The organism is Microvirga sp. 2MCAF35 (assembly GCF_052115545.1).
In the GTDB taxonomy this organism is placed as follows: domain Bacteria; phylum Pseudomonadota; class Alphaproteobacteria; order Rhizobiales; family Beijerinckiaceae; genus Microvirga.
In genome coordinates this window covers 70,905-83,143 of the sequence record NZ_JBFRGW010000019.1, presented here as the reverse complement: position 1 = coordinate 83,143, position 12,239 = coordinate 70,905, and the positions used below count along the sequence as shown (strand labels likewise).

The window sequence follows — 12,239 nt, the reverse complement described above, 5'->3', positions numbered from 1 at the left end:
ATCAGCGCCTCAGAGCCGCCGGGAAGCCCTTCAAACTCGCCATCGTGGCCACCATGCGAAAGTTCATCACCATCCTCAACGCCATCACCCGGGACGACACGCTCTTCCGATACCCCTAAACGACAGTTGCTTGTCCCGGCCATCCCGATAGGAAAGGCGCGGCGCTCTCCAGAAGCGAGATCACCGGCACAAGGCCGGTGATGACGTGGTGGGGTTTATCGAGGGCATTGGTCGAGTGATCAGACGCGGGTGCCACTCAACGGGTTTCCCTCATCCCACCCGTAGCTGACCGTATCGAATCGCATCGCCCGCGCATCGACCATCAGCAGGCGCCCCACGAGGCTCTCGCCGAAGCCGATGATCTCCCGGATCACCTCCAAGGCCATCAGGCTACCCATGATTCCGGCCAGTGCTCCGAGGATGCCGGCCTCCGCGCAGGTCGGGATCGCGCCGGCTGGAGGCGGGGACGGGAAGAGGCAGCGATAGGTGGGGTTCGGCCGGCCGTCGGGGCCGTTCTCATGAGCCCGGATCGTGGTGAGAGAGCCGTCGAACTGGCCCAGAGCCGCCGTCACCAGGGGCTTCTTCTCGAAAAAGCAGGCATCCGACACCGCATAGCGGGTGTCGAAATTGTCCGATCCGTCGGCCACGATATCGTAGCGGCCGATCAGGTCCCGGGCGTTGTCGGGCGTGAGCCGGGTCAGACAGGGCTCGACCGTCACATGCGGGTTGAGGCGCCCGACCGCCTCCGCCGCGCTCTCCGCCTTGGGTCGGCCGACATCCGGCGTGGAATGGATCACCTGCCGCTGCAGGTTGGAGAGGCTCACCGCGTCGTCATCGACGATGCCGATTGTGCCGATCCCGGCTGCGGCGAGGTACTGGATCAAGGGAGCGCCCAAGCCGCCAGCCCCAATCACGAGCACGCGAGCGGCCTTCAGTTTCAGCTGTCCCGGCCCGCCCACGTCGCGCAGAACGAGGTGGCGGGCATAGCGGTCGATTTCGTCGGATGTGAGAGCCATGTCATGACCTTACGGGAATGGGTTTAGCTATCAACCATTCCTTGAAGGGAAATAACATGCTGTCTTGACAGGGGCCTTGGCGTTGTGACCCTTGCCATGCCATCGTCATGGGGCAACCGGCACCAAGCCGGCGTCTAACAGGGAACAAAGCCGATGACAGTAACCAAGTTCGGCCTCGCACTCGCGGGCCTCGCCTTCTCCGCCTCGGCTGCCTTCGCGCAGCAGGCGGCCTTCAAGCCCGCGGTCGTGTACGATCTCGGCGGCAAATTCGACAAATCCTTCAACGAGGGCGTTCATACGGGCGCCGAGAAGTTCAAGAAGGACACCGGCACCGATTACCGCGATTTCGAGCCGCAGAACGACGCCCAGCGCGAGCAGGCCCTGCGCCGCTTTGCCCGTGACGGTTTCTCGCCCATCGTGGCCGTCGGCTTTTCCCAGGAAACAGCTCTGAAGAAGGTCGCCGAGGAGTTCCCGAAGACGCAGTTCGCCATCATCGACGCCGTCGTCGAGAAGCCGAACGTGGAATCGATCGTGTTCAAGGAGCACGAGGGCTCGTTCCTGGTCGGCCTCCTGGCGGCCCAGGCCTCCAAGTCCGGCAAGGTCGGCTTCGTGGGCGGCATGGACATCCCGCTCATCCGCAAGTTCGCCTGCGGCTACGCCCAGGGCGTGAAATACGCCAAGAAGGACGCCGAGGTGTTCCAGAACATGACCGGCACCACGGGTGCGGCGTGGAACGATCCGGTGAAGGGCGGCGAGCTCGCCAAGAGCCAGATCGATCGCGGCGCCGACGTGATTTATCATGCGGCCGGCGGCACGGGCGTGGGCGTGCTGCGCGCCACTGCCGATGCGGGCAAGCTCGGCATCGGCGTCGACTCGAACCAGAATGCCCTGCATCCCGGCAAGGTCCTGACCTCCATGGTCAAGCGCGTGGACGTGGCGACCTACAATGTCTTCGACCAGGCCAAGAAGGGCTCGTTCAAGGGCGGTCTTCAGGTTCTCGGCCTCAAGGAAGACGGCGTGGCCTGGGCGCTCGACGACAACAACAAGTCTCTGATCACCCCCGACATGAAGGCTGCCGTCGACAAGGCCGCCGAAGGCATCAAGTCCGGCTCCATCCAGGTGCATGACTACATGTCGGATTCCAAGTGCCCGATGTAAGATGAAGCATGTTTTGGCCGCAGACCCGCAAAGGCCTGCGGCCGAATCTTTTTCGACCGAGTTTTGTTTTTCCGATAAGATCCGGCTCTCGTTTTCGTAATCGCCGGCAGACAATTTGAGGCCGATGTCCCCCGCCATTGAACTCATTGCCATCAACAAGAGCTTCGGCGCCGTTCACGCCAATAAGGACGTGAACCTGAGCGTGGAGCGCGGCACCATCCACGGCATCGTCGGCGAGAACGGCGCGGGCAAGTCGACCCTCATGTCGATCCTGTACGGCTTCTACGAGGCGGATTCCGGCGAGGTCCGCGTCAACGGTAAAGCTATCTCCATCCGGTCTCCCAATGATGCCATCCATGCCGGGATCGGCATGGTTCACCAGCACTTCATGCTGGTCGAGCCCCTGAGCGTCGTCGACAACGTGATGCTCGGCGCCGAGGGCGGCGCCATGCTGCGCGCGGGCGAGGCCAAGGCGCGGGCCGAACTCGCGCGGCTCGCCAGGGATTACGGTCTGGAGATCGACGTGGACGCCATTGTGGGCGACCTGTCCGTTGGCCTGCAGCAGCGCGTTGAGATTCTGAAGGCCCTCTATCGCGGCGCGGATATCCTCATTCTCGACGAACCCACCGCCGTGCTCACGCCGGCGGAAGCCGATGCGCTGTTCGAGCTGCTCCGCTCGCTCAAGGAGCAGGGCAAGACCGTCATCCTCATCACGCACAAGCTGCGCGAGATCATGGCGATCACCGACCGCGTTTCCGTCATGCGGCGCGGCGAGATGGTGGCGAGCGTCGAGACCGCCGACACCTCGCCGCCGGAGTTGGCGGAGCTGATGGTGGGACGCCGCGTGCTCCTGCGCGTCGAGAAGGCGGAAAAGACGCCCGGTGCGCCGCTGCTCGAAATCGGCGATCTGACGGTCATCGATTCCCGCGGCGTGGTGCGCGTGGCGAACGCGTCCTTCACGGTTCGCGCGGGCGAGATCGTCGGCATCGCGGGCGTCGCCGGCAACGGCCAGAGCGAATTGCTGGAAGCCATCGCCGGCATGCGCCAGCCGGCGCTCGGCTCGATCCGGCTCGAGGGACGGGATATTCCGTCCTCGGAGCATAACCCGCATCGCATGCGCCAGCTCGGCCTGCTGCACGTGCCGGAGGACCGGCTGCGCATGGGGCTCGTTCCCGCCTTTCCGGCTTTCGAGAGCGCCATCCTCGGCTTCAGCGACGAGCCTCGGCTCGGCCGCGGTCCGATCCTCGACCATGACCGCCTCGTTGCGGATCTCGAGAGGAAGATGGAGCAATACGATGTGCGTCCGCCTGCGCCGCGGCTGAAGTCCTCGAAATTTTCCGGAGGCAACCAGCAGAAGATCGTGCTGGCGCGCGAGATCGAGCGTAACCCTAAGGTGCTGCTCGTCGGCCAGCCGACGCGCGGCGTCGATATCGGGGCGATCGAGTTCATTCACCGTCGCCTGATCGCCTTGCGCGACGCGGGCGTCGCCATCCTGCTCGTCTCGGTGGAACTCGACGAGATCATGAATCTCTCCGACCGCATCCTCACCATGTGCGGCGGCAGGATCACCGGCGAGCGCAAGGCTTCCGAGACCAACGAGCAGGACCTCGGTCTGCTCATGGCCGGCGTGACGGACGAGGCCGCATGATGCAACCACGACTGACCCTCGTTACACTCGGTGTCGCCGATCTCGCGAAGTCCCGCGCCTTCTACGAGGCCTGGGGCTGGAAGGCGTCTTCTGCGAGCCAACCCAGCGTCGCCTTCTTCCAGGCGAACGGCTTGGCGCTTGGTCTGTTCGGCCGCGCCGACCTTGCAAAGGATGCAGGCGTCGAGGACACGCCCACCGGCTTTACTGCCATCACGCTCGCCTACAACGCGCGCTCCAAGGAGGAGGCCGACGAGGTCTATGCGTTGGCCGTGAAGGCCGGCGCGCGTCCCGTCAAGCCGCTGCACGATGTATTCTGGGGCGGCTATTCGGGTTACTTCGCCGATCCCGACGGGCATCTCTGGGAAGTGGCCTGGAACCCGTTTTTTCCTCTTGATGAGCAGGGTCACATGTTCCTGCCGGATTCTCAGACGTGAGTGCTCCTCTCGACCTGCCCAAATGGGCCGACACGGTTCTCGTGCCCGCCATCTCCGTGGTGGCGGCTTTTCTCGTCGCCGGTCTCGTTGTGCTCGGCATCGGCGAAAATCCGCTCTCGGCGACGCGCTACCTGATCCAGGGCAGCCTCGGCACCGGGGAGGGGCTCGGCTTCACCCTGTTCTACATGACCGACTTCATCTTCGTCGGGCTGGCGGTCGCGGTTGCTTATCACGCCGGGCTGTTCAATATCGGCGGCGAAGGGCAGGCAACCCTTGCGGGCCTTGGCATCGCGCTCGTTCTCAACAACCTGACCTTCCTGCCGGGCTTCCTGCTGATCCCGCTTGGCATTCTGGGAGCGGCCGCTTTCGGCGCTGCCTGGGCGGCGGTTCCCGGTTATCTCCAGGCGAAGCGCGGCAGTCACATCGTCATCACGACGATCATGTTCAATTGGCTCGCCAGCGTGCTGATCGTCTATCTGCTCGTGAACGTGCTGCGCGAGCCGCAATCGATGAACCCGGAAACGCGCGCCTTCCCGGAAGCAGCGAACATTCCCTTCATGCATGACGTCTTCGCCGCCTTCGGCATCGAGATCCCAGCCTCGCAGCTCAACCTCACGCTGGTACTGGCCCTGGCGGCATCCTATTTCGTGTGGCTTCTCATCTACCGCTCGCGCCTGGGCTACGCGATCCGCGTCGTCGGTTCCAATCCCACGGCGGCGGTCTATGCGGGCATCTCGCCCGCGCGCATCATCATCATCGCGATGGTCATCTCCGGCGCGTTGGCGGGTGGCCTCGCGGTCAATGAACTCATGGGCTATCAGCACCGCCTGCTGCTCGAATTCACCTCCGGCTACGGCTTCGTCGGCATCGCGGTGGCGCTCATGGGGCGCGCGCACCCGGTTGGCATCATCCTGGCCTCGCTCCTCTTCGGCATTCTCTATCAGGGCGGCGCGGAGCTGGCCTTCGAGCAGCCGGCCATCACCCGTGACATGGTGGTGGTGATCGGCGGCATCATCATCCTGTTCGCGGGTGCCCTCGACGGATTGTTCCGGCGCGCCGTGGCGCACCTGTTCGCGCGCCAGAAACTGGCGAGGGCCTGAGCCATGGAACCCGGCAATCTCGTCGCGATCTTCGACTCGGCCCTGCGGCTCTCGATTCCGCTTCTCGCCGCCTGTCTGGCCGGGCTCTGGTCCGAACGCTCCGGCGTCGTGGATATCGGCCTCGAAGGCAAGATGCTGGTGGCGGCCTTCGCGGCCGCAGCGGCAGCCTATGCCTTCGGCTCGGCCTGGATCGGCCTGATCGCCGGCATCGGAGCATCGGTGGTTTTCGGCCTCATCCATGGTTTCGCGTCCATCAGCCAGCGCGGCAACCAGATCGTGTCCGGCGTCGCCATCAATATGCTGGCCGCCGGACTCACCGCCATCGTGGGCAATGCCTGGTACAACCAGGGCGGACGCACGCCGCCGCTGGAGGGAGATCAGCGCTTCGGTGATGTGCTTTTCGGCCATTCGGCACTGGTCTATGTTGTGCTGCTCGCCGTGCCGCTCACCTGGTTCGTGCTGGGGCGCACCCGCTTCGGCCTTCGCCTGCGCGCCGTCGGTGAGAACCCGGCCGCTGTCGATACGGCGGGTATCTCGGTCACGGGCCTGCGCTACACCGCCGTCATCATCGGAGGCGTTCTCTGCGGTATCGGCGGAACCTATCTCTCCGTCGGGCAGTCGGCGGGCTTTTTGAACAACATGACGGCCGGCAAGGGCTTCATCGCGCTCGCCGCGCTCATCTTTGCCAAGTGGCGGGCGTGGCCGGCTCTCGGCGCCTGCATCCTCTTCGGGCTGCTCGACGCCGTCGCCATCCGGCTGCAGGGCATTTCCCTGCCGGGTATCGGCGAGGTGCCGGTTCAGGCCATCCAGGCTCTGCCCTATCTCATGACCGTCATCCTGCTCGCAGGCGTCATCGGCAAGGCGATCCCGCCGCGGGCTGCGGGCGTACCCTATGTGAAGGAGCGCTGAGCATGGCATCGTTGGACACCCTGTTCGAGGCCGCCAAGGCGATCCAGGCCAAGGCCTACGCGCCTTATTCGCGCTTCAAGGTCGGCGCTGCCATCGCCACGCCTGGCGGCAGGATCTTCACCGGTTGCAACGTGGAGAATGCGGCCTACCCGGTCGGCTCCTGCGCGGAAGCGAGCGCCATATCGGCCATGATCGCGGCCGGCGAGAGCCGCATCGCGGCAATCGTCGTGATGGGCGAAGGCGAGCACCTCGTCACCCCCTGCGGCGGCTGCCGCCAGCGCATCCGCGAATTCGCCGCTCCCGATACGCCCATTCACATCGCGGGTCCCGAGGGGATCCGTAAACGCTTCACGCTCGACGAGCTGTTGCCCTTTTCCTTCGGGCCGGACAACTTGACGGATCGTTGAGTTCGGTCCGGGATCGACTGCGACAATGAGAGGAAGGCCCGTGGTTCGGGCCTGAAACGATGACGATGCACCAGATGATTCAAGAGGCGGCCGCGTTCGTGCGCGCCCGTGGCTTCGACGGCCATTTCGATGCGGCTTTCGTGCTCGGCACGGGGCTCGGCACTCTCGTCGACGAGGTCACCGATGCGGTGAGCCTGCCTTATGCGGAGATCCCGCACTTCCCGAAAAGCGGCGTTTCCGGCCATGCGGGCAAGCTCGTCGCCGGCACGCTCGAAGGCAAGCGGGTGCTGCTGTTCCAGGGACGCGCGCATTATTACGAGACGGGCGATGCGGGGGCGATGCGCCTGCCTGTCGCTTTCGTGAAGGAACTCGGCATTCCGGTGCTGGTCGCCACCAACGCGGCAGGCTCCGTGCGTGCGGACATCCGCCCCGGAAGCCTCGTGGCGATCAGCGATCACCTCAATCTCTCGGGCGGCAATCCGCTGCTGCGCGATCACACGGAAGGCCGCTTCGTCTCGCTCACCAATGCCTATGACGCGGATCTGCGCCAAGTGCTGCAGCGTGCCGCGAAGAACAGCGGCATCGTGCTGCCCGAAGGCATCTATGCCTGGCTGTCCGGCCCGAGCTTCGAAACGCCGGCGGAGATCAAGATGGTGCAGATTCTGGGCGGCGATCTCGTCGGTATGTCCACGGTGCCGGAGGTGATCCTCGCGCGCTACTACGGCCTGAAGGTCGCTGCCATCTCGGTCGTCACGAACCTCGCGGCGGGAATCGAAGGCGCTTCGCCCTCGCATCAGGAAACCAAGGACACGGCGGCGGAAGCTTCAGAGAAGTTCAAGCGTCTCATCCGGTCCTTCGTTGCGGAGCTGTCCCATGTCTGATGCGCAAATAGCGACTCGCGCCCTGCGCAGTCTCGATCTCACCGACCTCAATGAGACCTGCAATGATCAGGCCATCGACGCGCTCTGCAAGAAAGCGCTCGACCCGCGCGGGCCGGTGGCTGCCGTGTGCGTGTGGCCGCAATTCGTGAAACGGTCGCAGGAGAATCTCCGGGGCTCGCCCGTGCGCATCGCCACAGTGGTGAACTTTCCCGCCGGTGGCGAGGATGTGAGCCGCGTCATGGACGACACGCAGGAGGCGCTCTCCGACGGCGCCAACGAGATCGATCTCGTGCTGCCCTATGAGGCTTTGCGCCGGGGCGATGTTGCCGTTGCCTCCGAGATGGTGGAGGCCGTGCGCGACCTCGTCGATCAGGGGCGTCTGCTCAAGGTCATCCTGGAAACGGGCGAGCTGAAGGATCCGAAGCTGATCGAGGCGGCAAGCCGTCTCGCCATCGACGCGGGCGCGGACTTCATCAAGACCTCGACCGGCAAGACGCCGGTTTCGGCGACGCCCGAGGCCGCTGAGATCATGCTCAATGCCATCAAGGCTTCCGGCAAGCCCGTCGGCCTCAAGCCCTCCGGCGGCATCCGCACCGTGGCCGACGCGAAGATCTATCTCGATCTCGCGGACCGCATTATGGGGCCGGGTTGGGCGACGCCGCGGACATTCCGCATAGGGGCGAGCAGCGTCTACGACACGCTCATCGCCGCCATCGAAGGACGGGCCGGAACGGCGGCCACCGGAACATATTGACATGACGCTTCTTCCGCAGGAAATCATCCGCCACAAGCGCGATGGCGGCACCCTCGATCCTGAGCATATCGAGCACTTCATCCAAGGCCTCACGGCGGGCCGGGTCACCGAGGGCCAGGCGGCATCCTTCGCCATGGCCATCTTCTTCCGGGGCCTCTCCGTGCCGGAGCGCGTGGCGCTCACGCGCGCGATGATGAATTCCGGCACGGTGCTCACCTGGGATCTGCCGGGTCCGGTGCTCGACAAGCACTCGACCGGCGGCGTCGGCGATACGGTCAGTCTCGCGCTCGGTCCTGCCGTCGCGGCCTGCGGCGGCTACGTGCCGATGATCTCCGGTCGGGGCCTCGGCCATACGGGCGGCACTCTCGACAAGTTCGATTCCATTCCCGGCTATGTGACGCAGCCCGATATCGACACGTTCCGGCGCGTCACGCGCGAAGTGGGCTGCGCCATCATCGGCCAGACGGCCGATCTCGCACCGGCGGACAAACGCCTCTACGCCATCCGCGATGTGACGGCGACGGTGGAATCCATCGATCTCATCACCGCGTCCATTCTCTCGAAGAAACTGGCCGCCGGGCTGCAGGGCCTCGTGATGGACGTGAAGTTCGGCTCCGGCGCCTTCATGGACAATGCCGAGGATGCGCGAAAGCTCGCCGAGAGTCTGGTGCTCGTTGCCAACGGAGCAGGCCTGCCCACGAGCGCGCTTCTCACCGACATGAACGAGTCCCTGGCTTCCGCCGCCGGCAACGCGGTCGAGATGGCCTATGCGGTCGATTACCTGACGGGCCGCCGCCGCGAAAAGCGCTTCCATGCGGTGACGGTGGAACTCTCCGCCGAGATGCTGCTGCTCGGCAAGCTCGCCGCGACCATCGAGGATGCGCGCGAAAAAATCGAGCATGCGATTGCTTCCGGCAAGGCGGCCGAGGTTTTTCAGCGCATGGTCACGGCGCTGGGTGGCCCAGGCGATTTCCTGGAAAGGCACAAGACGCACCTGCAGGCGGCTCCCGTCGTGCGCGCCATTCACGCCGAGCGCTCCGGGACCGTACAGAAGGTCGCCGCGCGTGGTATCGGCGTTGCCGTCGTTGCCCTCGGCGGCGGCCGCACCCGGCCGCAGGATCCGATCGACCATGCGGTAGGCCTGACGGAACTCGCGGCCATCGGCGAGGCCGTCGATGCCTCGCGTCCGCTCGCCATGGTGCATGCGCGCAGCGAGGAGGCCGCAGAGGCGGCGGCACGCGCCGTTCGCGCCGCCTACACCATCGGTGACGGCAAGGCCGCTCCCGGACCCGCCATCCTGGAACGGATCGGAGCAACTGCATGAGCCTTCTCGTTGCCGTCACCTGGGAGGCGCAGCCCTGGGTCGAGCGCTTCACCCGGCATCTGCCTGACCGGGACATCATCGTGCTGGGCGAGGATTTCGACCGGAGCGCCGTTCGCTACGTTGCGACCTGGGGGCCGAAGCCCGGGAGCCTGTCCGGCCTGCCCAACCTTCGAGCGATCTTCTCGCTCGGCGCAGGCGTCGATCACCTGATGAGTTATCCGGACCTGCCGGATGTGCCCATCGTGCGCGTGGCGCAGGACGACCTGACCCATCGCATGAGCGAATACATGGTGCTGCACTGCCTCATGTATCTGCGCGAGCAGCGCCGCTTCGACGAGGACCAGAAGGCCAAGCGCTGGAACCCCGATCGTGCTCCGCCGATTGCCGGGGATCTGCGTGTCGGCATCATGGGTTTCGGCGTGCTCGGTCAGGATGCGGCGCGCAAGCTCAAGGTGATGGGCTTCGACGTGGCCGGCTGGAGCCGCACGCCGAAATCCGTCGAGGATTTTGAGATCTATGCGGGCGAAGAGGGCCTGACGTCCTTCCTCAACCGCACCGACATCCTCATTGTCCTCGTGCCGCTCACGTCCGAGACGAAGGGCATTCTCAACCGCTCCCTGTTCGAAAAACTCGCGCGCGACAGCAGGCTCGGCGGACCGATCCTGATCAATGCGGGACGCGGCAAGCTGCAGGTGGAAGCCGATATTCTTGCCTGTCTCGACGACGGAACCTTGACGGCCGCAACACTCGACGTGTTCGAGACCGAGCCTCTGCCGGAGAGTTCACCGCTCTGGACGCACCCGCGCGTGACGATCACCCCGCACAATTCCGCGACGAGCGAACCGGAAGCGACAGCACGCTACATCGCGCAGCAGATCCGCCGCCATGAGGCCGGGGAGACGTTCGAGAACGTGGTGGATAAGAAGCGCGGGTATTGAGGCTATGGGGTGTCAAACCACCCCATATCCCTTCAACCCATCCCACAACAGCTTGAGAGCTGTCACGGCAAGCAGACTGTAGCAGATACGATACAGCTGCTTCTGGTCGAGCCGCTCATGCAACTGAAAGCCGGCCCATACGCCAAATGGAATGAAGGGCAGGCAGAGCAGCATCAGGCTCCAGAGTTCGGAGGTGGGCTGAGCGAGCGCCAGCCATGGCAGAGCCTTCATCAGGTTGCCGGCGGCAAAGAAGCTGCTGGTCGTGCCGGCATAAACCGCCTTGGGGAGGCCAAGCGGCAGAAGATACATTGCGACGGGCGGGCCCCCTGAATGCGCCATCATCGATGTGATGCCCGAGGTAGTTCCGGCGAGCACCGCTTTCACCTTGGAGCGGGGCTGCTGCACGACTTGACCTCCGCCACGAAACCACAGAGTCGTAAAGGCTAAAGTGATTAGTGCGATGAGAATGGCGACGGCGTTTCGGTCTGTCACTTTCAGTAACATGAAGCCGAGAGCCGTGCCGCAGGCGAGGCTTGGAAGAAGCAGGAATAGGTCGATTCTCGACCAAGTCTTGGGGCGCCAAAAATAGAGCGCGACCACGTCCATCAGCACGAAAAGAGGTGCCAGCAGCGCACCTGCGGTGATGGGATCCATCACGAGCGACAAGACCGGAATGCCGATGATGGCGAGACCACCGCCAAATGCTCCCTTTATGAAGGCGATGACGAAGACGCCGAGCGCGACGATCAGAAGGAGAGAGAAATCAGGAAAGACCATCAAAGATGCTTGATCGAACTGATCGGCCCGTAGCTCGTCCGGCGGATGCGCTCTTCGGCAGTCGACAACGGCTCGATCATCACGGTCATGCTGTGGCCGGTGGCGTGGATGAAGTTCGTCTCGTCCATCATCAGGCCCACATGGCCCTTCCAGAACACGAGGTCGCCGCGCCTGAGGCCGCTCAGATCGGGCTTTATTTCGACGGCCGTGCCGAGCTCACGCTCCTGCATGTCGCTGTCGCGCGGGGCCTTGATGCCGGCGGCGGTCAGAACGGTCTGGGCCAGCCCCGAGCAGTCGATGCCGAGGCTCGTCTTGCCGCCCCAGAGATAGGGCGTGTGCAGGAAGCGTTCGGCCACGCCCACGTAATCGGTCTCGAAGACGTCGAGGTCGCTCAGGTGCGCGGCGAAGACCCAGCCGCCGGTGGCGAGGCGCGCGTAATTGCCTTCCGTTTCCGTGACGGCGACCTTGGAGTTCAGCGTCAGGTAATCCTGGAAAGGAAGCTTCAGGTTGGGACCCGGATAGACGAAGGTGCGGACGGCGCAGACCTTGTGGGTCGGCGCCAGACCCGCCTCGCCGAGAGCCTCGCTCGGCAGATAGCCCACATAGCCGTCATGGTGGAGCTGTACCCAGGCCCAGCCTTCGTGCTCGTCGTAGACGGTCACGCTTTCCCCGAAGATCGCCTGCGTGTCCACCGGCGCTTCGCGGGATGGGTGGCGGTGCAAGGGCGAGAAGGTCGCGACGACGCGCTTGACCGTGCCGGCCGTGAAGCGATCGGCAGTGACCTGCCCGCGCAGGCGCTCATCGGCGAGATCCTCACGGAAGGGCGTGATGCGGCGGTCGAAACTCATCGGGGCAGCTCCTGAACATTCATGCCGTTTCCTAATCTCTTGGAC

13 protein-coding genes are annotated in these 12,239 nt (G+C 64.6%); 10 read left to right on the top strand and 3 right to left on the bottom strand.

The window, feature by feature from the left end; all coding sequences use genetic code 11:
- Positions 1 to 239: 239 nt before the first annotated feature.
- Positions 240 to 1,016, bottom strand: a complete 777-nt coding sequence (locus AB4097_RS11895) for a HesA/MoeB/ThiF family protein (protein ID WP_442039707.1) — start codon at positions 1,014 to 1,016, stop codon at positions 240 to 242.
- 153 nt (positions 1,017 to 1,169) lie between these two features.
- Between AB4097_RS11895 and AB4097_RS11890 the strand changes: the two genes are divergently transcribed.
- The 10 genes from AB4097_RS11890 (at position 1,170) to AB4097_RS11845 (ending at position 10,569) form a co-directional block, all read left to right on the top strand.
- A complete protein-coding gene (locus AB4097_RS11890) occupies positions 1,170 to 2,174 on the top strand; it encodes a BMP family lipoprotein (protein WP_442039705.1) in 1,005 nt (334 codons plus the stop codon).
- Positions 2,175 to 2,298: 124 nt separating this feature from the next.
- Positions 2,299 to 3,822, top strand: coding sequence for an ABC transporter ATP-binding protein (locus AB4097_RS11885; RefSeq protein ID WP_442039703.1), 1,524 nt, complete (start codon positions 2,299 to 2,301; stop codon positions 3,820 to 3,822).
- Entirely contained in the window at positions 3,822 to 4,256 is a 435-nt protein-coding gene (locus tag AB4097_RS11880) for a VOC family protein (RefSeq protein ID WP_442039711.1), read from the top strand. The genes AB4097_RS11885 and AB4097_RS11880 overlap by 1 nt, the downstream gene beginning before the upstream one ends.
- Positions 4,253 to 5,356 (top strand): ABC transporter permease, encoded by a 1,104-nt coding sequence (locus AB4097_RS11875; RefSeq protein WP_442039701.1) that lies wholly within the window; start codon positions 4,253 to 4,255, stop codon positions 5,354 to 5,356. Before AB4097_RS11880 ends, AB4097_RS11875 begins: the two co-directional genes overlap by 4 nt.
- 3 nt (positions 5,357 to 5,359) lie before the next feature.
- Positions 5,360 to 6,265 (top strand): ABC transporter permease, encoded by a 906-nt coding sequence (locus AB4097_RS11870; protein WP_442039699.1) that lies wholly within the window; start codon positions 5,360 to 5,362, stop codon positions 6,263 to 6,265.
- Between the two features lie 2 nt (positions 6,266 to 6,267).
- Positions 6,268 to 6,672, top strand: coding sequence for a cytidine deaminase (gene cdd / locus AB4097_RS11865; protein ID WP_442039697.1), 405 nt, complete (start codon positions 6,268 to 6,270; stop codon positions 6,670 to 6,672).
- A gap of 59 nt (positions 6,673 to 6,731) precedes the next feature.
- On the top strand, positions 6,732 to 7,553 hold the full coding sequence (locus tag AB4097_RS11860) for a purine-nucleoside phosphorylase (RefSeq protein ID WP_442039695.1): 822 nt from the start codon (positions 6,732 to 6,734) through the stop codon (positions 7,551 to 7,553).
- Entirely contained in the window at positions 7,546 to 8,307 is a 762-nt protein-coding gene (gene deoC / locus AB4097_RS11855; RefSeq protein ID WP_442039693.1) for a deoxyribose-phosphate aldolase, read from the top strand. The genes AB4097_RS11860 and deoC overlap by 8 nt, the downstream gene beginning before the upstream one ends.
- Position 8,308: 1 nt before the next feature.
- Positions 8,309 to 9,631 (top strand): thymidine phosphorylase, encoded by a 1,323-nt coding sequence (gene deoA / locus AB4097_RS11850; protein WP_442039691.1) that lies wholly within the window; start codon positions 8,309 to 8,311, stop codon positions 9,629 to 9,631.
- Complete coding sequence (locus AB4097_RS11845; RefSeq protein ID WP_442039689.1) at positions 9,628 to 10,569, top strand: 2-hydroxyacid dehydrogenase; 942 nt, start codon at positions 9,628 to 9,630, stop codon at positions 10,567 to 10,569. Before deoA ends, AB4097_RS11845 begins: the two co-directional genes overlap by 4 nt.
- 12 nt (positions 10,570 to 10,581) lie before the next feature.
- Here the strand turns inward: AB4097_RS11845 and AB4097_RS11840 are convergent, their stop codons facing one another.
- Complete coding sequence (locus AB4097_RS11840; protein WP_442039687.1) at positions 10,582 to 11,346, bottom strand: sulfite exporter TauE/SafE family protein; 765 nt, start codon at positions 11,344 to 11,346, stop codon at positions 10,582 to 10,584.
- Entirely contained in the window at positions 11,346 to 12,194 is an 849-nt protein-coding gene (locus tag AB4097_RS11835) for a C40 family peptidase (protein WP_442039685.1), read from the bottom strand. The genes AB4097_RS11840 and AB4097_RS11835 overlap by 1 nt, the downstream gene beginning before the upstream one ends.
- Between the last annotated feature and the right edge of the window lie 45 nt (positions 12,195 to 12,239).